Source organism: Streptomyces virginiae (assembly GCF_041432505.1).
GTDB classification, from domain to species: Bacteria; Actinomycetota; Actinomycetes; order Streptomycetales; family Streptomycetaceae; genus Streptomyces; species Streptomyces virginiae_A.
This window is the reverse complement of record NZ_CP107871.1, coordinates 6,242,764-6,264,401: the sequence shown is the minus strand read 5'-3', so window position 1 is coordinate 6,264,401 and position 21,638 is coordinate 6,242,764. Positions and strand designations below refer to the sequence as shown.

The following is a 21,638-nucleotide window of genomic DNA, read 5'->3' as shown; positions in this document are numbered from 1 at the left end:
GAGTGCCCCAGGTCTGAGTCTCTGGGGAGCTTCCGTTACTCGGGAGGCGGGGTCCGCTGAGCGCAGTCCACAGATCCTCTTGTCGAGGGGTCCGGGGGACGCGTACACAAACGGCCGTCACACAGCGTACCAGGCTGCCGCTCCGCCGCGTCTCAGCTGGTGAGAGACCTGGCGCGGGAGTAGACGTCCAGCACGGCCAGGGTAAGGGGTACGAGGCTGAGCAGGACCGCCGCCTCGGTGAGGTCGAGCAGCCGCCCCCAGAAGGGTGACAGACCCTTGCGGGGAATGACCAGCGCAATTCCGGCGAGGAGGGCGGCGCCGGCCGCGACGGCGGCGGTCAGCCAGATCGTACGGAGGTCCAGGCCGCTGCTGTCGTGCTTGAGCAGGAGGGCTTCGAGCAGCTCGGTCGGCGGGTGCAGGGCCATGCCCAGGATCAGCAGCGCGATGGCGACGAGGCCCGCGGTCAGGGCGCAGACCACCTGGGAGGTGTAACGGAAGAGGCGGGCGCGCAGCAGCATCGCGAGGCCGGTGGCGAGCGCCAGCAGGCGGCCCCAGGTGTTCTCGGAGAAGCCGAGGACCGCGGCGGCGCCGACGGCGACCGCGGCGCAGCCGCCGACCAGGCCGAGCAGCATCTCGTGGCCGCGGCGGGCCTGGGCGGCGATGGCCTCGGCGTCGAGCGGGGTACCGGCCGCCTCGTGCTGGTCGGAGCCGGACTGCTCGCCGTAGGGCTCGGTCTCGTAGCGGTCCGGGGTCCCCGCGTGGTCGACGTACTCGTCCGTGGCGCTCTGCGGGGCGGCGTAACCGATGGGCAGGCGGGCGAAGCGGGCGGAGAGGCCGGGGAGGAAGGCGACGAGGCCGATGGCGACGGGTGCGCAGACGGCGGCGGTGTCGGTGGCGGACGCCTCGGTGGCGATGGCCACGAAGGTGGCGAGGGTTCCGGTGGCGGCGACGAAGGTGGCCGCGACGAAGGGGGCGTCGCCACTGGGGGTGAGCGCGACCAGGGCGACGGAGGCGACCAGGGCGCAGACGCAGCCGAGCAGGAACTGGAGGCGGCCGGGGCCCTGGCCGACGGCCGGAGCGATGATCCCGGAGCCGGCGATCATCAGGTGCGGGAGGGCGCCGAGGCCGAGCGCGACGGCGGAGAGCCGGTCGCGGTAGACCCGGGCGCGCACTCCGGCGACGGCGGTGAGGAGGATGCCGACGGCGCCCGCGATGATCCCGGGCAGGCCGTGCATGTCGTGGCGCAGCGGGTCGGCGTACCAGAGGACGAAGCCCAGCATGACGAGCAGCACGGCGGCGCCGGCCAGGCCCGCGCCGCGCAGCATGTCGTCGCTCCAGCGGTGCCGGTCGCGGACGACGGCGGAGGCGACGGCGTCGGAGACGTCGTCGAACACGGCGGGCGGCAGGGATTCGGCGAAGGGGCGCAGGCTCAGCACCTCGCCGTCGAGCACCTGCTGGCCGGCGAGGGTCCGGGCGCCGTCGAGGACGGTGCCGGAGCGGCGTACGAGGTGGAAGCCGGTCGGGGCGCCCACGGGCTGGGTCTGGCCGGTGAGGCGCAGCAGCTCGGGGTAGACGTCGGCGACGGCGATGTCCTCGGGGAGGGCGACGTCGATGCGACTGTCGGGGGCCACGACGGTGACCCTGCAGAAACCCGTCGTCCCGGCCGTACTCACCTGTGAGACCCCCCTGGTTGGTGCCCGCACCGGCGGACGATTCGCGGATGCGCATGCTGCGCGCGCCACCCTACCGGGCTTATGACCGACTGTCGGCAAGTAGGATCACCGTCGCGTGGGGGAGACCCCCTTCGCGCCCGGGACTTGGGGGCGCCGGTTGCGACGTCCCGTCCGTTTTCGAGGGATTGATGCTCCGGTGAGCCAGATCGTCGTCAAACGCCCGCCGCGGTCCCTGCCGCCTGAGGTTCCCGCGGAGGAGCTGCGGCTGGAAGCTCCGCCCGAACTTCCGCGCGGGCAGCAGGAGGGCATGCTGATGCAGCTCCTGCCGATGCTCGGCATGGGCTCCTCCGTCGTCTTCTTCTTCATGCCGGGCGCGGCCCCCTTCATGCGCATCATGGGTGTGCTGATGCTGGTGTCGACGGTGGCCATGGTGGTCGCCCAGTTGGTGCGCCACCGGCGTGGTACGCAGGGGCAAATGGCCGATGTGCGCCGGGACTACCTCAAATATCTCGCGCAGACGCGTCGTCAGGTACGGCGGACCGCGCGGGCGCAGCGCGACGCGCAGTTGTATCTGCACCCGGCCCCCGAGCAGTTGTGGTCGGTGGTGGCGGAGGGCTCGCGGCTGTGGGAGCGACGGGTCGGTGACCGGGACTTCGGGCAGGCCCGGCTCGGGTTGGGCGCGCAGCGCCTGGCGACGCCGCTGGTGGCGCCGGACACCGCGCCGGTGGACGAGCTGGAGCCGCTGACCGCGGGCGCGATGCAGCGGTTCCTGAAGGTGCACTCCTCGTTGGACGGGCTGCCGATGGCGCTGTCGATACGCGCCTTCTACCACGTGACGGTGTCCGGGGAGCCGGAGTCCGCGCGCAGTACCGCGCGGGCGATGGTGGCGCAGTTGGCGACGCTGCACTCCCCCGAGGACCTGATGGTGGCCGTGGTGGCCGCGCCGGGTGCGGTGCCGTCGTGGGACTGGACGAAGTGGCTGCCGCACACGCAGGTCCCCGGTCAGGTCGACGGGGCCGGTACGAAGCGGCTGTTCGGTGATGACCTCGCCGAGCTGGAGGGGCTGCTGGCCTCGCGGCTGGAAAGCCGGCCGCGGTTCAGCCGCGAGGTGTCCCCGGTGCTGGACCAGCCGCACCTGGTGGTCGTGCTGGACGGGGGCATGGTGCCGCCGGACTCGGTGTTCGCGGCGGCCGAGGGACTGCAGGGCGTCACCATCGTCGAGGTGGTCGCGGGCGAGCTGGACGAGCAGCGCGGTGGGCTGTCGGTCGTGGTGCGGCCGGGTCGGCTGCGGCTGGAGTCGGGTGCGGGGGTCGCGTACGAGGGCGTGCCGGACACCCTGTCGCTGCCCGCGGCGGAGGCCTTGGCCCGGCAGCTGGCGCCGATGCGCACGGGCGGCGGGGACGACGACGAGCCGCTGCTGGCCAATCTGGACTTCACCGACCTGCTGAACCTGGGTGACGCGGCGGCGGTCGACGTGGCGCGGACCTGGCGGCCGAGGTCGGCCGGTGAGCGGCTGCGCGTGCCGATCGGTGTCGGTGAGGACGGCTCTCCGGTCATGCTGGACCTGAAGGAGGCCGCGCAGGAGGGCATGGGTCCGCACGGTCTGTGCGTGGGCGCGACCGGTTCCGGCAAGTCGGAGCTGCTGCGCACGCTGGTGCTGGGTCTGGCGGTCACGCACACCTCGGAGACGCTGAACTTCGTGCTCGCCGACTTCAAGGGTGGTGCGACCTTCACGGGCATGGGGCAGATGCCGCACGTGGCGGCGGTGATCACCAACCTGGCGGACGACCTCACGCTCGTGGACCGCATGGGCGACTCGATCCGCGGTGAGCTGCAGCGCCGCCAGGAGCTGCTGCGTTCGGCGGGCAACTACGCCAACATCCACGACTACGAGAAGGCCCGCGCGGCCGGTGCCCCGCTGGAGCCGCTGGCCTCGCTGGTGCTGGTCATCGACGAGTTCAGCGAGCTGCTGACGGCGAAGCCGGACTTCATCGACATGTTCATCCAGATCGGCCGCATCGGCCGATCGCTGGGTGTGCACCTGCTGCTGGCCTCGCAGCGCCTGGAGGAGGGCAAGCTGCGCGGCCTGGACACGTACCTGTCGTACCGGATCGGTCTGCGGACCTTCTCGGCGGCGGAGTCGCGGACCGCGATCGGTGTGCCGGACGCCTACCACCTGCCGTCGGTGCCCGGTTCGGGCTACCTGAAGTTCGGCACGGACGAGATGACCCGCTTCAAGGCGGCGTACGTCTCGGGCACCTACCGCTCGGGCGGGCCCGACCTGTCGGTGGGGCAGTTCCCGGTGGAGCGGCGGCCCGCGCTGTTCACGGCGGCCCCGGTGCCGGTGGTGTACGCGGCCCCGGACCCGGCGTACCTGGCGGCGCAGTCGGTGCGCGAGGACGACGCGCTGGCGGACACGGTGCTGGACGTGATCGTGAGCCGGCTGGAGGGTCAGGGGGTGCCGGCGCACCAGGTGTGGCTGCCGCCGCTCGACCAGGCTCCGCCGCTGGACCAGTTGCTGCCGGCGCTGGCGCCGAGCGCGGAGCGCGGGCTGCACGCGGACGGGTACACGCGGCCCGGTGGGCTCGTCGTACCGCTCGGCCTCATCGACAAGCCGTTCGAGCAGCGGCGCGAGGTGCTGTACCGGGACTTCTCGGGTGCGGCGGGCCACCTGATGGTGGTCGGTGGTCCGCAGTCGGGCAAGTCGACGCTGATGAGGACGCTGATCTCCTCGTTCGCGCTCACGCACACCCCGCGCGAGGTGCAGTTCTACGGGCTGGACTTCGGCGGTGGCAGTCTGTCGGCGGTCTCCGAGCTGCCGCACGTGGGCGGGATCGCCTCGCGCCTGGACCCGGAGCGGGTCCGGCGTACGGTCGCGGAGGTGGGGGGCATCCTCAACCGTCGTGAGGAGTTCTTCCGCGCGAACAACATCGACTCGATCGGCACCTATCGGCGCCGCCGGGCGGCGGGCGACCTGCCCGGTGAGCCGTGGGGCGACGTGTTCCTGATCGTCGACGGCTGGGGCAACTTCAAGGGCGAGTACGACGGCCTGGAGCAGATCGTCACCGACATCGCCTCCCGCGGTCTGGGCTACGGCATCCACGTGGTGATCACGGCGGCGCGCTACATGGAGGTCCGGGCCGCGCTCAAGGACCAGATGCTCAGCCGGCTGGAGCTGCGGCTCGGCGACACCATGGACTCCGAGTTCGACCGGAAGGTCGCGGCGAACGTCCCGCCCGGGATGCCGGGCCGCGGTCAGGTGGCGGAGAAGCTGCACTTCCTGGGCGCGCTGCCGCGGATCGACGGCTCGCACGACGCGGGGGACCTGTCGGAGGCCACGGCCGCCTTCGTGGAAGCGGTGAAGCAGAACTGGTCGGGGCAGGCGGCTCCGGGCGTGCGGCTGCTGCCGCGGCTGCTCCACTCCGACCAGCTGCCCAAGGGCGGGGAGCACCCCGACCGCGGGATCGCGATCGGTATCGACGAGACGAACCTGGAGCCGGTGTTCGTCGACTTCGAGACCGACCCCTTCCTCCTCGTCTTCGGCGAGAGCGAGTCGGGCAAGACGAACCTGCTGCGGCTCATCGCCAAGCAGATCTCCGAGCGCTACACGCCGGACCAGGCGCGCCTGGTCGTCGGCGACTACCGGCGGAGCCTGCTCGGGGCACTGCCGGAGGAGCACCTGCTGGAGTACGCGCCGATGGCGAGCTCCCTGCAGATGCACATGGAGGCGCTGGGCGGGGTGTTCTCGCGCCGGCAGCCGCCGACCGACGTCACCCCGCAGCAGCTGCGTGACCGCAGCTGGTGGACGGGTCCGGACGTGTACATCGTGATCGACGACTTCGACCTGGTGGCCACCAGTCAGGGCAATCCGCTGGCGCCGCTGGTGGAGTTCCTCCCGTTCGCACGGGACACGGGCGTCCGCTTCATCATCGCCCGCAACTCGGCGGGTGCCTCGCGTTCGATGTACGAGCCGTTCATGCAGCGGATCAAGGAGCTGGGCGCGCAGGGCATCGTGCTGTCCGGCGACCCGTCCGAGGGCGACCTCGTCGGCACCGTGCGGCCGCGTCCGATGCCGCCGGGCCGGGCGTACTTCGCCTCGCGCCGGCGGGGGACCTCGCTGGTGCAGCTCGGGCGGATGCCGGGTCACATGTGATCGCCTTCCCGGTGGCCGGACACCTGTCAGGGGCCGGCGACCGGGAAGGATCGGGCGGAAACCTCTCCCGGTCGGTGGCGCAGCACCGATAATCGGCGGTGAACACGCGCCACCGAGGGAGAGGCCGCCCATGGGCACTCAGCAGGAGAAGGACGAGCTGTACGCGCTCGACATCAGCGGCGTGGAGTGGGAGGGGCCGCCCGGGACCAGCCCGGACGAGGAGCGGGTCGAGATCGCCCGGCTTCCCGAGGGCGCGGTGGCGATGCGGTCCTCGCTGGACCGGGACACGGTGCTGCGCTACACGGCCGCCGAGTGGGAGGCCTTCGTGCTGGGTGCCAGGGACGGGGAGTTCGACCTCGACCGGCACCGTCCCTGAAGGGGGCGCAGGAGCATGCCGAAGGGGCGCGCCCGGTGCGGGCGCGCCCCTTCGGCGTGTGCGGGCCTGTCGGCGACCGGGCTCAGAAGGCCTCGGTGAACAGCTGCGAGGCCTTCTTGTCGGTGGCGCGGTAGTCGTCCTTGCCGCGCTCGACGAGCTGGGCGACCTTCTCCAGCATGTCCTTCATGTGGTCGGCCTTGGTGCGGTACTTGGTCTGGAGCTGGACGTACTGGCCGTGCGCCTCACCGTCCCAGGTGTCCGTGACGACCTTCACCGCCCGCTCCATCGCTTCCAGGTCGTCGATGATGTGCTTCGAGACCTGGCGGATGCGGGTGGCCATCTGCTGGACGCTGTCATACCGGACCTTTGTGTGGCCGTCGTCGGCAGCCATGTGCTTCTCCTTCTCGCTGAGCGCGTTACCTGAAAACGACGTGGGTCAGATGCTGTTGAGGCCGGAGATGGACTGGATCCCCTGCCGGAACGCCGCCTGCACCTCGTCGTCCTGGGCGTTGGTCAGGTTCTTGGTCTCGGACACCGCGTGGTGCAGGACGCGGAGCAGACGACGGATCTCGTCGTGGTCCTCGTTCAGCATCACCTGGGCCCGCTTGAAGCCCTCGGCACCGACACCGGTCCAGCCGGCGCTCACGGTGGCGAGGATGTCAGCCAGCTCGCGGGCCTGCTTGGAGACGGCCGTTCCCGTCTCTTCGATCTTGGTCTTCGCCTTGATGACCGGATCGTCTGCAAGTCCGAAGGTGTTCGTGCTCATCGAAGCTCCTCATTTCTCAATTCGCCGGCAGAACCGGCGGATTGCGCAGCGGAGCGGACACGCACCCGGCGCGGCTTCGAGCCACGCGCCCTCGGGCGTCCCCCTCCGCTCCACGCGATCCCCCGATCACACTCGTGAAGCCTGGTGTCACTCTAGCCAGTTCATCTGACAGCCCCAACACCGGTGGGGCGCTTCCGTAGATGAACTGTGACCGTTCACTGCAAACGGCCCTTGCGGCGACGGGCGTCGCGGACGACCGTCGCCGTTCCGGCGATGACGGCGATCAGGATCGCCCCGATGCCGAGAGCGTACGTGCCGAATCGCTCCTGGCGCTCCTGGGCCGTCTCCGTCAGTCGCAGCGGCGCCGCCTCCGGGGCGGCCGCCGGGGGCGGGCCGGGGTCGGGCACCGGGGCCTTCGGCGCCTCCTGGTCGTGGGAGAGCGCGCGCACCGGGTCGATGACGCCCCAACCCACGTAGTCGTCACGGCCCTTGATCGTGCGTTCGGCGGTGTTCTGGATCTGCCAGACGATCTGCTGCGCGGACCAGTCCGTGTGCTCGGCGCGCAGCAGGGCGGCGACTCCGGCGACGTACGGTGCGGAGAAACTGGTGCCGTTGTCGATGCACTGGCCGAAGCCGGGGACGGTGGAGACCATGTCGACGCCGGGCGCCGCCACCCCGATGAAGTCACCGGGCTGGGAGAACTGGGCCCGCTCGTTGTTGCGGTCCGAGGCGCCCACGGCGAGCACGCCGGGGAAGGCGGCCGGGTAGGTCTTGCGCTTCTGGCCGCTCATGCCGTCGTTGCCCGCCGAGGCCACGACCACGACGTTGGCGGCGACGGCCTTCTGGACCGACTTGCCGAGGTCGGATTCGGCGGACAGCTGCGCGTCGGTGTCCTGGGAGATGTTGATCACTTGGGCGCCCTTGGCCACCGCGTGGTCGATGGCCTGGCTCAGGTTCGCGGCGTTGCCTTTGCCCTGCCCGTCGTTCTGCCGGATCGGAATGATGGTGGCGTCCGGGGCCAGTCCGACGAAGCCGGTGCCCTGCTGGGGGCGGGCCGCGATCAGACCGGCGACCTTGGTGCCGTGGCCGACGGTGTCGATGGTGCCGTCGCCGCCCTTCGGGTCGACGAAGTCCTTGCCGGCGCCGGTGTCGATGGCCGCGCTGAGCTGCGGGTTCGCCCGGTCCACGCCGGTGTCGATGACGGCGACGCGGACGCTCTTGCCGCTCGTGTCCTTGCCCTTGGTCTGCGCCCAGAGCTCGTCGAGCAGCAGTCGCTGGAGGGCCCAGGGCCGGTCCTCGATCTGCTTCTTCATCGGGAAGGTGCACTCCCCCGCGCCGTCGAGGCGCAGCGCGTACGGGGGCTGCGGTGCGGCGCCCGTGGCCGCGGCGGCCGTGCCCGTGCCGCCCGAGGCCAGGGTGAGGGCGAAGGCGGCGACCAGGAGGGCCCGCCGGGACGCGTGGGTCTGGGTCATCGGCGGCTTCCTCACGAACCCTGGGGCTGACGGGCTGAGTTGGTGTCCAGGCGCGGCCCCTTGGAGAGGAACTCCGACCAGGCGATGGGCACCATGGCCGGGGTGACGTTGCCGTAGCCGAGCCGGACCTGTGCCTGGCTGGCCTCGGGGCGGCCGTCCGCACCCGTCTTCGACTGGTCGGGCGCGCCGATCTTCGACTGCTCGCTGTCGCTGTCGCCGTTGGCCTGGACGGCGTACCGCAGCCCGGTGTCGGTGACCAGGAAGAGGGAGCCACCGGCCGTGGTCTGCTTGCCCTGGACCTGGGTGTAGAGCAGGCCCGAGCCCGGGGTGACGTACGCGCTGGTGCCGCTGGCGGTGATGTCGATCGGGAAGCCGGTGCCGGCCCAGGTGCTCAGGGTCTGGTTGCCCTGGCCGTCGACCGAGCGCAGGACGCTGCAGACCGTGTCGCGGTTGTTCGCCCCACCGGACTGGTTACCGGCGGGCGGCGTCGTCTGGTTGATGCGTTCGGTCTTCTTCTGGGGCCACTTGACGTCGCCCGCGAACGGGGCGGGGTCCGGGTTGATCGACTGGAGGTCGACCTCGCGGGGCTTGCCGTGCATGTTGAGGCCGTCGGTGGCGGGCGCCGAGATCAGCAGCCAGGCGACGAAGTCGGAGACCGGGGCGACCTTCCCGGGCAGCACCACGTAGTGCTGCGCGCCGGAGCCGGTCTGCGCCTGGAGCACCATTCCGACCTTGTTGTCGGCGGTGCCCAGACCCTTCACCCCGGCGTCGGTGCCGGCCTTGCCGGGCAGCGCCGGGAAGGACAGGTCCTCGCCGGAGTTGAGGGTCCCCAGCCATTCGGGGCTGACCTGCTGCGGGGTGGCGCCGGTGCCGACCAGCGCGTTGGTCATCGTTCCGGCGGCCGGGGTGCCCTCCGGGAACTTGTACTTCGTCCCGGCCGCGTCGACCAGGTAGCGCTCCTGGCCCGGGGCCGTGCTCTGCACGTACAGCGACTGGGTGTCGGTGAGCTTGCGTGCGTCGTCCGTCCGGGCGGCCTCGCGGTCGGCGAGCACGAAGGTGGCGGTCTGCACGCCACGGCCGTTGCCGCCGGGCTGCTGGCAGACGGCCCAGCGCTTGGCCTTGCCGGCCTCCTCCTTGGAGGGGAGCCGGTCGGGGGCGTACTGGATGCCGATGATGGGCCCGCGCGGCGGCTTGCCCGCGTCCAGGACCTTGTCGTCGACCTGGATCACCTTGAACTTCGACGGGTCCAGCAGGAGTCGGGCGGAGGCGAGGTTCAGCACCGGGTGCAGCCGGGTCTGGTCCTTGCCGCCCACCTTCGTGGTCAGGACCACGTAGCGGGTCGTCGACTCCTTGCCGACGATGACCCTGGTCCCCGGCTCCGCCCAGCCCTTGGGGGCCGTCGGCTTGAACATGCCCCAGGCGCCGAACCCGGCGAGCACGAGCACGCCGACGATCAGCCCCGGAAGGACCGCGCGCAGCGGACGCGGCGCGCCTTCCTCGGTTCCCGTGGCGGATGGCTGGAGGAACGCGGCCACCGTGCGCCGCTTCGCAAAGGTGTACGCGTTGAGCTCATCACGTCGTGATGCCATGACCGCCTGCTTCTCCCCGCACGGCCCGGCCGGTGAGTACGGTCCCCGGGCCTCGATTGTCGGACCGGGCACCTACTATGCCTCTTGACGGACGGTATGAAGGGGCCGGGTAGGGTGAGGCTGCCGCCCAGCCCCCTCCGCACCGGGTCAATCAGGGCTTGTTGGGGTGGATTGGGGAGATTCCGGGGACGTGCGGCTGGTGCCGCGCAGCGCCCGGACTCACGGGGTCCGGCCCCGGAAAGGGGAAGTGCGCGAGTGATGGCCACCGCGACGGAACAGCAGACCGGCGCGCCCGCACCGGCACGTGTCGGGGTGACGCCGCATCCGAAGTCGAGCCCCGGCCGCTTCGGACCGTTCCGACTGCAACAGCTCGTGCTGCTCCAAGTCGCGGCAGCCGCCCTGCTGGTGGCCTGGGTGGTCGAACCGCTGCTGCTGGTTCCCGCCGGTGTCCTGGCGCTCGTCCTCGTGGTGCTCGCGGTCGTACGCCGCCACCAGCGCTCCCTGCCGGAATGGATCGGTGGCGCGCTCGCGCTGCGTTCCCGCCGGCGCCGGGCCGCCGCCTTCACCGTGCCCGCGGGCACGGAGCCGGGGCTCGCCCCGCTGGTCGAGGCCGACCCGGCCCTGCGCACCCTCACCTTCAGCGACCGTGACCGGCGTCCGGTCGGGATGGTCGGCGACGGGACCTTCCTGACCGCGGTCGTCCAGGTGGACACGGACGCCACCGCGCTGCGGCCCGACCGGGCGGCGCGGCCGCTGCCGTTGGCCGTCGTCCGGGACATCCTCGAAGTGGACGGCATCCGGCTGGAGTCGGCGCAGCTCGTGCAGCACACCCAGCCTGCGCCGGCCCCGCACCTGCCCGAGCGGTCGATGGCGACGCGCAACTACGCGCCGCTGCAGGCCCGGACGGGCACCCCCGCGGTCCGGCTGACGTGGATAGCGCTCAAGCTGGACCCGGAACTGTGCCCGGAGGCGGTCACCGCGCGGGGCGGCGGTCTGGAAGGTGCGCAGCGCTGCCTGGTGCGCGCGGCGGACCAGTTGGCGAGCCGGCTGGCCGGGGCCGGGTTCACGGCGACCGTACTGACCGAGCAGGAACTGACCGCGGCACTGGCCACCTCCTCGTGCGCGAACCCGATGGCGATCACCCAGGCCGGGCGCTCCAACAGCACGGGGCGGCGGACCGAGGAGACCTCGCGGACCTGGCGCTGCGACGACCGACGGCACACGACGTACTGGATAGGCCGCTGGCCGCAGCTGGGTGGCGCCGGTGCGGCGCTGCCGCAGTTCGTGGCGCTGCTCACCTCGCTGCCCGCGCTCGCGACCAACTTCAGCCTGACGATGGCCCCGGCTGAGCGACAGGGCGTCACCCTGACCGGACACGTACGGGTGACGGGTCGTAGTGACGAGGAACTCGTATCGGCCCGCCGGGAGTTGGAGAGGACGGCACGGGGCGTGAAGACCGGACTGGTCCGGCTCGACCGTGAACAGGTGCCGGGGCTGCTGGCTTCGCTGCCGCTGGGAGGGGCGCGATGAGGGGCGGATTCGGGCTGGTCGGCCCGCGTCGGGAGCGGCACGTGGTGCCCGCCGCGGACCTGGACCTGCTGGCGCTGCCCGTCGGGGACGACGGGGTCGTCATCGGTGTGGACGCCGAGGGCCGGTCGGCGGTGCTCGGCATCAACCGGCCGACGCCGTACGAGGTGACGCTGATCGGCGGTCTGTGGACGGCCCAGGTGCTGGCGCTGCGCGCGGCGGCCACGGGTGCGCGCGTGGCGGTGGAGACCGGGCGCGGGCAGGTGTGGTCCGGGTTGGCCCAGGCCGCGGGCGGCGGGCAGCAGTGCGTGACCCTGCACGAGGTGGGCCGGATCCCGCCGCAGGGCGCCTCGGCCGGCAGCCCGGTGCTGGTGATCCGCGACTGCGGCATGCGGCCGCCGCGCGGGCGCGTGGTGGCCGGGCCCTGGCAGTCGGTGCTGACCCTGCTGCCGTACCTGAGTCCCACGGCGCCGCGCCTGCTGCAGCAGTCGTCCCTGGTGGGCGTGCAGCGGGTGTCCCCGGACGAAGCGGAGCAGATCGGGCGTCTCATGCGGCTCCCCAGACCGGCGGTGGACTCCCTGCCGACGCTGGGCGACGGGGTGACCCTGTGGTGCACGCCGCGGGACCGGCAGTTCGTGATGACCCAGGGGACGGACGCCGAGACGGGCCTGCTCGGCGGGGCCCGGCGCATCGACTGACCCGGCCCCCTGAGGGGGGCGGACAGTGGCGTCGGGGCGCGATTAGGCTGGGTCCGGGCGCGGCGAGGTGGGCGCCGGACCAGTGTTCGACAGACCAGGAGGACCAGTGAGCGGCGATCGGAACGAGAGGCGCGGCGGGACGTGGGACGTCCCGACGGACGATCAGTCCGACGCGGAGCCCGATGTGACGGGCGAGTTCACCATCGACTACACCCCGCCCGCCTGGTACATGCAGGGTGGAACCCCGGCCGCGCAGGTGCCGGGGCTCCCCGAGGGCAGTGGCTTCGAGCCCCACCGCCCGTCGGAACCGGCGTCGCCCTCGACGGCGCCGATCGCTCCGCCGGTCCCGCGGACGCCGTCCGACGGAGCGGGGCTGCCCGCTCCGTTCCCGCCCGCTCCCGCGGCCCCGGTCGAGGCCACCCCGCCGTACCAGGCGCCGGCCCTGCCGTACTCGACCCCGGCTCCGGCCCCGGCCCCGATCGAGACTCCGAGTCCGGCTCCGGCCGAGGTGCTGGCACCGGCTCCGATCGCGGCTCCGGTTCCGGCTCCGGCTCCGGCTCCGGCTCCGGCCGAGGTTCCGGCTCCGATCGTGGCTCCGGCCCCCGTCGAGTCGGGCCTGCCGTACGCGAACCACGCCCCGGTTCCGGCTCCCGCTCCCACCCCCACTCCCGCGCCGATCGAGGCTCCGGCTCCGGTCGAGGCTCCCGTGGCGGCTCCGGCTCCGATTCCGGTCGAGGAGGCTCCGCCCGCGCTCGAAATCCCGGCACCGGCTCCGATCGCGCCGTCCCCGGACCCGGTCTTCCCGGACCCGACCCCGGTCGCCGAGGTACCCGTACCACTGCCCGCGGCCGAGGAGGTCGCTCCGGAGCCGGCTCCGGTGGAGACCCCGCCCGCGACGCCGTTCCCGGCGCTGCCGCCCGTCGACACGGTCACCCCGTACCCGGACCTGCCGTCGGCCCCCGTCGCGGAGCCGGTCACCGACCCGGTCGCGGAGGTTCCGCCCGCGCCCTGGGCCGGACCGCAGGACACTCCCGCCGAGGGAACGCCCGTACTGCCGCCCGCCGAGCAGCCCGTGGCGGTGTCGGCGCCCGCGCCGGCCGGCCCCGTGGACGCGCCGCCGCCCGTCGCGGAGGCCCCGTTCGGGGGACCCGGTGGTGAACTGCCGTCGCCGCCGCCCGCGTTCGGGACCCCGGAGGGCTACCCGTTCCCGCCGTCGGTTCCCGCGCCGCCGCAGCCCCAGCAGCCGCAGCCGGCCCCGGCCCCGGCCCCGCCGCAGCCCTACGACCCCCGTGCGGCCGGTCAGTGGTCCGCCGGGCCCGGGCAGCAGCAGCCCCCGCAGCACCAGCACCAGCCGGCACCTCAGCCGCAGCCGCACGACCCGCGCTACTCGGCCGGCCAGACCGGCGGCGGGGCGCCCCTCGGCTACACCGCCGCCGTCGAGCTGTCCTCCGACCGCCTGCTGCGCAACAAGCAGAAGCCCAAGAACAACAACAACGGTGTAGGCGGCCGGTTCCGCTTCGGCGGCAAGGCGGCCGAAGCGGAGCGCCAGCGCAAGCTGGAGCTGATCCGCACCCCGGTCATGTCCTGCTACCGCATCGCCGTCATCAGCCTCAAGGGCGGCGTCGGCAAGACCACGACCACCACCGCCCTCGGAGCCACCCTCGCCACCGAGCGCCAGGACAAGATCCTGGCCATCGACGCGAACCCCGACGCCGGTACCCTCGGCCGCCGGGTCCGCCGCGAGACCGGCGCCACCATCCGGGACCTGGTCCAGGCGATCCCGTACCTGAACTCGTACATGGACATCCGCCGGTTCACCTCCCAGGCGCCCTCCGGCCTGGAGATCATCGCCAACGACGTGGACCCGGCCGTCTCCACGACCTTCAACGACGAGGACTACCGCCGCGTCATCGAGACGTTGGGCCGCCAGTACCCGATCATCCTCACCGACTCGGGCACCGGCCTCCTCTACTCCGCCATGCGCGGCGTCCTGGACCTGGCCGATCAGCTGATCATCATCTCCACCCCGTCCGTGGACGGCGCCAGCAGCGCCAGCACCACCCTCGACTGGCTCTCCGCCCACGGGTACGCCGACCTCGTCTCGCGCTCCCTGACCGTCATCTCGGGGGTCCGCGAGACCAGCAAGATGATCAAGATCGAGGACATCGTGCAGCACTTCGAGACCCGCTGCCGCGGTGTCGTCGTCGTGCCGTTCGACGAACACCTCGCGGCCGGCGCCGAGGTCGACCTCGACATGATGCGGCCCAAGACGCGCGAGGCGTACTTCAACCTCTCCGCGCTCGTGGCCGAGGACTTCCTACGGGCCCAGCAACAGGCCCCGCAAGGACACTGGGGTGCGCCGCAGCAGCCCCAGGCTCCCCAGCAGCCCTACGGGCAGCAGCCGCCTCAGCAGCCGAAGCCGTACGGACAGCCCCCGGGCCCGTCTCCGTACCAGCAGCCGCCGCAGCCCCAACAGCCCCAGCCCTACGGCCAGCCGTACCCGCAGCCCGGCCAGCCCTGGCAGCAGCCCCAGGCCCCGCAGCAGCAGCCGCCCCAGCCCCAACAGCCCCCGCGCGACCCGCGGCTCGGCTGACCGACGGCACGACGAAGGGCCCGTACCACCCCGGGGGTGGTACGGGCCCTTCCGTTGCGTCCGTCAGCGCTTCAGGTCGTACGAGTCCGTCAGGACCCGCGCCCGCTTCACATCGTCCGCGATCGCTTCCAACAGCCCGTCCAGCGACTCGAACTTCGCCATCCCCCGCACGTACGCGAGGAAGTCGACGGCGACGTGCATCCCGTACAGGTCCAGGCCGACGCGGTCGATCGCGTACGCCTCCACGGTCCGCTCAGTAGCGTCGAACTGCACGTTCGTCCCCACCGAGATCGCCGCGGGCATCCGCTCGCCGTCCGCCGTCAGCCAGCCCGCGTAGACCCCGTCCGCCGGGATCGCGGTGTGCGGCTGCGTCTCGACGTTCGCCGTCGGGTAGCCGAGCTCGCGCCCGCGCTGCGCACCGCGCACCACCACGCCCTCGACCCGGTGCGGACGCCCCAGGATCTCGGCCGCACCGTCCATGTCGCCCTCCGCCACCAGCCGGCGCGCCAGCGTCGAGGAGAACGGCACCCCGCCGCCCGCCTCGCCCCGCTCGACCAGGTCCACGACGTCCACCACGTAGTCGTACGTGGAGCCCAGCTCGCGCAGGAAGTCGACGTTCCCGGCGGCCCGGTGGCCGAAGCGGAAGTTCGGGCCCTCGATGACGGCGCGCGCGTGCAGCTTGTCGACGAGGACCTTCACGATGAAGTCGGCCGGGGACAGCTGGGAGAACTCCGCCGTGAACGGCAGGATCAGCAGCGCGTCCACGCCCAGCCCGGCCATCAGCTCGGCGCGCCGGTCGTACGGGGCCAGGATCGGCGGGTGGCTGCCGGGACGGACCACCTCGCTCGGGTGCGGGTCGAAGGTGACCACCACGGAGGGGACGCCGAGCTCACGCGCCGTGGCCACCGCCCGCCCGATGATCAGCTGATGTCCCCGGTGCACGCCGTCGTAGGAGCCGATGGTGACGACGCTGCGTCCCCAGTCCTGGGGGATGTCCTCCAAGCCACGCCAGCGCTGCACTGTGACCGCTCCTCGCCCGAACCCGTTTAGTCCTTGAACTGATTGCCGATTGCAGGTCTAAGACTGCCATGCCCGTGGCCGGTGCCCCGCATCGGCATCTGACTCGATCCACCACCGTGTCTGTCGTCACGTCACATCCACGGCCGCCCTGCTCAGGGTCTCCACCGTCCGCCGGGCACTCGGCCCGAGCAGGGCCGCGGCCTCCGCTTCCGCCGTCGCCAGCCAGCGGGCCACCAGCGCCCCGAAGGCCGGCTCGGTCCGGGCCAGCTCGACGGTCCTCCGCTCGAAGACCGCCGGCCCACCCGGAGCCCGCAGCAGCTGCCGCCCGGTACGCCGCAGCAGCTCGCGGGTACGGTCCTGCGGGCGCCCGGTGGTCCCGGCCGCTACGGCTCCGAGGAACACGTCGAGCACGTCCGGATCGGCCTCCTCGCGCAGCAGGGTGTCGGCCAGCTCCCCGCGCAGCGGGTGCGAGGCCGCCCCGCCGGGCGCCGCCAGGACGACGGCCAGCTCGGCGCGCACCCCCGCCGGGGCGCCGAAGAGCAGGTCCAGGACCAGCGGCCGCACCACCGACGCGGCGGCCGGACCCTGGTCGAGCCGCCGGTCCACGAAGAAGGCGGCGTGCGGGGCGTCCCCGGGACACCGCGCGAGGTGCTCCCGTACGAGCTCGGCCGCGCGCCGGGCCAGCCCCGGCGTGGTCAGCGCGGCCAGGGCGCGCACCACCTCCCCGTCGGCCCGGGCGCGCAGGGCGGCGAACACCTCGTCCGGATCGGGCAGCACGGGCAGGGCCGCGACCAGTGCCTCCGCGGGCAGCCGGGAGCCGGATGCGGGATCGCGGAAGCAGGCCAGGGCGTCGGGCAGGTAGCGGCCGCGCGCCTGCGGGTCGCGGAGCAGGATCGCCAGGGCGCTGCCGTGCAGGGTGGCGTCGGCGGGGCGGGCGAGCAGCGCCCGGGCGGCGTGGCGCAGCAGCTCGCGGTCGGCGGGGGTGCGCACGTGCGGGGCGGTGGCCTGCCCGTAGGTGGCGGCCGCGACCCGCCGCCCGGGGCGTTCGTCGTGCGCCCAGCGGTCGACGGCCCGGCACAGGGCGGAGGGCTCCTCCTCGGCGAGTACGGCGAGCAGCTCGTCGGCGCGCGGGTGCGCGGCGGCGACGAGCGCCTCGGTGAGGTCGTCCACGGCGAGGCCGCGGTGGGTGTGCAGCAGGGCCTGGGCGGCGGTGGCGACGGTGGCCCCGGGGCGGCCGCGCAGCCGGCGCCCGTCGGTGAACCAGGCGCAGAGCAGCGGCTGGGCGCGCCGCGGGTCCCGGGCGAGGCGGCGGGCGGCGGCATCGAGGTAGCGGTCTCCGGGAACCGCCTCGGCGGGGTCGGCGGGCAGCAGCCGGCGCAACAGGTCGAGGCGGTCGGGCTCGGGCAGCCGGAGCCGGTTCCAGAACCAGCCGCCGAACTCCCCCGGGCCGGCCCGGGCCACGTGCTCGGCGAGGGCGTGCAGGACGGGCAGGTGGGGCCGTGCGTCGGGGGCCCGGAGCAGGGTCTCGCGCAGCAGCCGGGCGGCCCACCAGGCGCGGTCCGGGCCGGCCCGCTCCGGTTCCTCGGTGAAGCGGTTGAGCCGGTGGACCAGCCCGGTGAGCTCGCCGCGCAGCCGGTCGGGGGCGAGCCGGCGCAGGGCCTCCAGGACGGGCCCGATCCGGTGTCGGGGCACGGGCAGCCCGGGCTCGGCCGGGCCGTGGACGAGCAGGCCGAGGGCGGTCGGCACGTCCAGGTGACCGGCCTGGATCCAGTCGGACAGCTCCTCGTGGGCGAAGCGGTAGCCGGGCCCGGCGGGCACCAGCAGTCCTTCGGTGAGCACGGCGGAGGCCCAGCCGGTGCGCCAGGGGAACAGTTCCTCGAAGGAGGCCCGGTCCAGTTGCCCCTGACCGGGTCCCAGAGCGCGCCGCGCGGCCTCGTGGACGCGGCCGGCCACGCGTGCGGCGAGCCGCTTGACGCCGGGTCCGTGGACCCGGGCGCCCCCGGCGTCGGCACAGGCCGCGGCGATGCGGACGGCGGTGCGCAGGCACAGCAGGTCCAGGTGCGCGGCGAAGACCTCGTCGCGGCCTGGCCGGCCGGTGGTGACCTCTGCGGCCCGGATCCCGGCGAGCAGGTGCAGGGTGAGCGGATGCCGGGCGTCGGCCTCCCGGACGGCGTCGGCGGGGATGCCGAGGCGGGCCCGGGCGGTCTCGGCCTCGGCGGCGTCGAGGTCCGCGAGCGGAAGGGCGGGGGGCAGCCGTCGGGCGGAGCGGGCCGGGGTGTGCAGTGCCTCGGGCGGGTAGAGGGCGCCGGCCCCCTCCCAGTACTCGGGTCGGGCGGCGACGACCAGCCGGGTGCCGGTGGCTTGCAGCCATGCTGCGGTGGCGGTGGTCCAGGGGGCGAGTCGGTGGGCGAGCTCCGGCGGCATCTCCTCCGGGGCGTCGAGGACGACGAGGAGGCGGCGGCCGGCGCGGGCGACGACGTCGGCGAGGTGCGCTGCGGCTCCCGCCGGGACCGGTCGGCCGCACCCGTCGGCCGGGGTGGTTCCGCCGGGGGTGGCCGGCGTTCGGCCGGGCCGGGCGTCGGGCGGGGTCCCGCCGGGGCCGGGTGCGCGCCGGGGCGTCTCCTCGGGCGCCGAACGTGACGCGGGGTCGGAACGTCGGGCGGCACTGCGTTCGGCGCCCTGTGGGGAGCGCCCCGACACGCCCCCGGCCCCGTCGGAACCGGCCGATCCCGCAGCGTCGCGCTCGGGACCGTCGGAACCGGTGCTCCGGTCTGCTCCGTCCTCGGGGGAAACGGCCGACCCCACGATGCGGGCCGCCGCCGTGAGGGCGCGGGTGGCCGCGTCGGCCAGGGAGGTGTCGGTGGCGCGCAGGTCCGCGCCGCGCAGCCACAGCGTCGGGGCCGGGCAGGCGCCCCGTGCGCGGCGTACGGCCAGGGCCGCGAGCTCCGTGGTGCGGCCCGTGCCGGGGTCCCCGACGAGGCCGAGGACCGGGCGGTCCCCGGTGGTGAAGGCGTCCAGTTCGGCGGCGATGCCCGGGCGTTCCACGGGTTCGGGGCCGTCCGGGAGGAGGGAGGCGCCCAGTGTGGTCGCGGTCAGTTCCAGTGCCCCGGCGAGGTTCAGGTCGGCTCCGTGGCCGGGCACGGTCGCGGCGTTGCGTTCCAGCAGTGCGGCCAGCGGGCCGTGCGGATCGGCCCCGGCCGCCGCCCGCAGGGCCACCGCGAAGCCTCCGGAGCGGTGCTCCGCCCGCAAGGCGGTGCCCACCACGGCGAGCACCGCTCCGGAATCGGCGTCGAGGACGGGGCCCCCGCAGGCCTCCCCGCCCAGCCGTAGCGCGTCCCGGCCGTCGGTGCCGATCGCCAGCTCCACGGCCACGCCCGAGGGCACCGCGTGGGACCGGTCCGTCGCCGGGTAGTCGACCTCCGTACCGCCCAGTACCCGCGCCTGCCGCCATCCCCGCGCGGGCAGCCGTACGTAGGTCCCGGGATCGATCACCTCGCGCGGCGCCACCGGAAGCGGCCGCAGCCCGAGCCCGTCCGTGCGGATGAGGGCCAGCGCGAGGGCCGGCAGCGCGGTCACGTCGGCCGCCTCGGCCAGCCAGGTCCGGCCGGGGGCGTGCAGCACGACCCGGGGCAGGCCGTCGACGGCCTCGTGACTGGTGACGACCGTCCCGCGGTCGTCCGCGACGAACCCGCTGCCGCGCTCCCGCCCGGCCGGATCGCAGATTTTGACGAGCTCCGCCATGGCCGCACCACTCCCCCGCAACGCCCCGTGCTCACGACGGTAGGCAGGTGAAGATCAGCACGAAAAGCACGCGAGGCGAAAGCGCCCCCTTACGCTCCCTCCATTCACTCCGAGCGCCTGCTCGGACGGGTGAATACAGGGGTCAGGGTGGATAGAGACCTACCCGAGGGGGGTCGTGGAGCGGTGAGCGGCAGTCCTTGTGCGCTCACCGCTCCACGTCAACATCCGATCGTCAGACGAAGACCGCGAGGGACTTCGCCTTTCCGTTCTTGCTCTCGACGAGACCGAGCAGTTGGCCCTCCGGTCCGAAGACCGCGACCGTGCGGCCGGACTCGTACTCCTGCGGCATGTCGATCCGCACGCCGTTGGCGAGCAGCGAGGCCCGCCGGGCGTCCAGGTCCCAGCGGGGGAAGGCCGCGGCGGCCGCCTCGCCGATGGGCATGACGGTCAGCTCCTCCTGGAGCTGGTCCAGGGTCCGCGCCTTGTCGAGCTTGTAGGGGCCCACCCGCGTGCGGCGCAGCGCGGTCAGGTGTCCGCCGACGCCGAGGTCGGCGCCCAGGTCACGGGCGAGGGCGCGGATGTACGTACCGCTGGAGCAGACGACGGAGACGACGAGGTCGACGACCTTGGTGCCGTCCTCGGCCTCCGCCTCGCGCATGTCGTACACCTGGAAGGAGGAGATCGTGACCGGGCGGGCCGGGATCTCGAAGTCCTCGCCGTCGCGGGCGCGCTTGTAGGAACGCACACCCTTGATCTTGATGGCGCTGACCTTGGACGGGACCTGCATGATCTCGCCGGTCAGCTTGGCGATACCCGCGTCCACGGCTTCCCGGGTGACCCCGGAGGCGTCCGCGGACGAGGTGATCTCGCCTTCGGCGTCGTCCGTCAGGGTGTCCTGGCCCAGGCGGATCGTGCCGAGGTACTCCTTCTCGGTGAGCGCGAGGTGGCCGAGGAGCTTGGTGGCCTTCTCGACGCCGAGGACGAGGACGCCCGTCGCCATCGGGTCCAGTGTTCCCGCGTGGCCGACGCGGCGGGTCTTGGCGATCCCGCGCATCTTGGCGACCACGTCGTGCGAAGTGAAGCCGGACGGCTTGTCGACGATGACAAGGCCGTCCGGCGTCTTCCCTGCGTTGCTCATTCGGCGGCTGCGTCCTCGTCGTCGCCCGGCTTCTTGTACGGGTCGGCGTCGCCGGCGTACTGGGCGCCGGAGGACACCTCGCGCACCTGGGCGTCGGAGGAGCGCGCCTTGTCGAGGAGGTCCTCGATGGTCTTGGCGTTCTCCGGGAGGGCGTCCGCGACGAAGGTCAGGGTGGGCGTGAACTTGGTGCCCGCCGCCCGGCCGACCGCGGAACGCAGTACGCCCTTGGCGCTCTCCAGGCCCGCCGCCGCGCTGGCCCGGTCCTCGTCGTCACCGTAGACCGTGTAGAAGACCGTGGCCTCCCGCAGGTCGCCGGTGACCCGGGTGTCCGTGATGGTCACGTGCGTACCGAGGCGGGGGTCCTTGACACCGCGGAGCAGCTTCTCGGCCACCACCTCCCGGATGAGGTCCGCCAGCTTCTTCGCCCGCGCATTGTCGGCCACTGGTCCGTCTCCTTCTTATGTCTTGCTATCAGTCTTCATCACCGTGGAGGCGCCGTCGTACGGACAGCAGCTCCACTTCCGGACGCGCCGCGACCAGCCGCTCGCAGCGGTCCAGTACGTCCGAGAGGAACCCCGTGTCCCCACTCACCAGGGCGACCCCTATACGGGCCCTGCGGTGCAGGTCCTGGTCGCCCACTTCAGCCGCGCTCACGGAGAACTTGCGTTGGAGCTCGGCCACGATGGGCCGGACCACGGAGCGTTTCTCCTTCAGCGAGTGGACGTCGCCGAGGAGCAGATCGAAGGACAGAGTCCCCACGTACATGCAGTTCCGGATATCCCGCCGGTGCGGGTTCGGTGGCCTGCCGGCCGTCGCTCGGCAGGGTCACCAGAACCGTACACGCAACGGCCGGGGCCGATCGACGGATATTCCGCCGACCGGCCCCGGTGTG

Annotated in this window: 15 protein-coding genes; 5 read left to right on the top strand and 10 right to left on the bottom strand. The window is 73.2% G+C overall.

What is annotated here, in order from left to right:
- Positions 1-152 precede the first annotated feature (152 nt).
- Positions 153-1,673 carry a type VII secretion integral membrane protein EccD gene (eccD, locus tag OG624_RS29260; protein ID WP_033223035.1) on the bottom strand — a complete coding sequence of 507 codons (1,521 nt, stop codon included), beginning with the start codon at positions 1,671-1,673 and terminating at the stop codon, positions 153-155.
- A 196-nt stretch (positions 1,674-1,869) separates the two neighbouring features.
- On the opposite strand from eccD, the gene OG624_RS29255 reads away from it, so the two are divergent.
- Both OG624_RS29255 and OG624_RS29250 read left to right on the top strand, forming a co-directional pair.
- The gene (locus OG624_RS29255; protein ID WP_033223033.1) at positions 1,870-5,826 is read left to right on the top strand and encodes a type VII secretion protein EccC; all 3,957 of its coding nucleotides are present in this window, start codon (positions 1,870-1,872) and stop codon (positions 5,824-5,826) included.
- 130 nt (positions 5,827-5,956) lie between these two features.
- Positions 5,957-6,202 (top strand): DUF397 domain-containing protein, encoded by a 246-nt coding sequence (locus tag OG624_RS29250; RefSeq protein ID WP_030708695.1) that lies wholly within the window; start codon positions 5,957-5,959, stop codon positions 6,200-6,202.
- Between the two features lie 82 nt (positions 6,203-6,284).
- Here the strand turns inward: OG624_RS29250 and OG624_RS29245 are convergent, their stop codons facing one another.
- From OG624_RS29245 to eccB, 4 genes are all read right to left on the bottom strand, one after another.
- Positions 6,285-6,593 carry a WXG100 family type VII secretion target gene (locus OG624_RS29245; RefSeq protein ID WP_033223030.1) on the bottom strand — a complete coding sequence of 103 codons (309 nt, stop codon included), beginning with the start codon at positions 6,591-6,593 and terminating at the stop codon, positions 6,285-6,287.
- A 45-nt stretch (positions 6,594-6,638) separates the two neighbouring features.
- The gene (locus OG624_RS29240) at positions 6,639-6,968 is read right to left on the bottom strand and encodes a hypothetical protein (protein WP_033223028.1); all 330 of its coding nucleotides are present in this window, start codon (positions 6,966-6,968) and stop codon (positions 6,639-6,641) included.
- Between the two features lie 215 nt (positions 6,969-7,183).
- On the bottom strand, positions 7,184-8,440 hold the full coding sequence (mycP, locus tag OG624_RS29235) for a type VII secretion-associated serine protease mycosin (RefSeq protein WP_051763475.1): 1,257 nt from the start codon (positions 8,438-8,440) through the stop codon (positions 7,184-7,186).
- A gap of 11 nt (positions 8,441-8,451) precedes the next feature.
- Complete coding sequence (gene eccB / locus OG624_RS29230) at positions 8,452-10,029, bottom strand: type VII secretion protein EccB (protein WP_033223026.1); 1,578 nt, start codon at positions 10,027-10,029, stop codon at positions 8,452-8,454.
- Between the two features lie 258 nt (positions 10,030-10,287).
- On the opposite strand from eccB, the gene eccE reads away from it, so the two are divergent.
- From eccE to OG624_RS29215, 3 genes are all read left to right on the top strand, one after another.
- Complete coding sequence (eccE, locus tag OG624_RS29225) at positions 10,288-11,559, top strand: type VII secretion protein EccE (protein WP_033223025.1); 1,272 nt, start codon at positions 10,288-10,290, stop codon at positions 11,557-11,559.
- The gene (locus tag OG624_RS29220) at positions 11,556-12,254 is read left to right on the top strand and encodes a hypothetical protein (RefSeq protein ID WP_030766978.1); all 699 of its coding nucleotides are present in this window, start codon (positions 11,556-11,558) and stop codon (positions 12,252-12,254) included. Before eccE ends, OG624_RS29220 begins: the two co-directional genes overlap by 4 nt.
- A 106-nt stretch (positions 12,255-12,360) precedes the next feature.
- Positions 12,361-14,847: an SCO5717 family growth-regulating ATPase gene (locus OG624_RS29215; RefSeq protein WP_371639975.1), complete on the top strand. Its 2,487-nt coding sequence runs from the start codon at positions 12,361-12,363 to the stop codon at positions 14,845-14,847.
- Positions 14,848-14,910: 63 nt separating this feature from the next.
- Here the strand turns inward: OG624_RS29215 and OG624_RS29210 are convergent, their stop codons facing one another.
- From OG624_RS29210 to OG624_RS29190, 5 genes are all read right to left on the bottom strand, one after another.
- Entirely contained in the window at positions 14,911-15,867 is a 957-nt protein-coding gene (locus OG624_RS29210) for a bifunctional riboflavin kinase/FAD synthetase (protein ID WP_078909441.1), read from the bottom strand.
- A gap of 126 nt (positions 15,868-15,993) precedes the next feature.
- Complete coding sequence (locus OG624_RS29205; RefSeq protein WP_371639974.1) at positions 15,994-19,608, bottom strand: serine protease; 3,615 nt, start codon at positions 19,606-19,608, stop codon at positions 15,994-15,996.
- A gap of 232 nt (positions 19,609-19,840) precedes the next feature.
- Positions 19,841-20,746 (bottom strand): tRNA pseudouridine(55) synthase TruB, encoded by a 906-nt coding sequence (truB, locus tag OG624_RS29200; RefSeq protein ID WP_033223017.1) that lies wholly within the window; start codon positions 20,744-20,746, stop codon positions 19,841-19,843.
- Positions 20,743-21,189, bottom strand: coding sequence for a 30S ribosome-binding factor RbfA (rbfA, locus tag OG624_RS29195; RefSeq protein WP_033223015.1), 447 nt, complete (start codon positions 21,187-21,189; stop codon positions 20,743-20,745). Before rbfA ends, truB begins: the two co-directional genes overlap by 4 nt.
- Positions 21,190-21,217: 28 nt before the next feature.
- Positions 21,218-21,511 (bottom strand): DUF503 domain-containing protein, encoded by a 294-nt coding sequence (locus OG624_RS29190; protein ID WP_030161467.1) that lies wholly within the window; start codon positions 21,509-21,511, stop codon positions 21,218-21,220.
- Positions 21,512-21,638 lie beyond the last annotated feature (127 nt).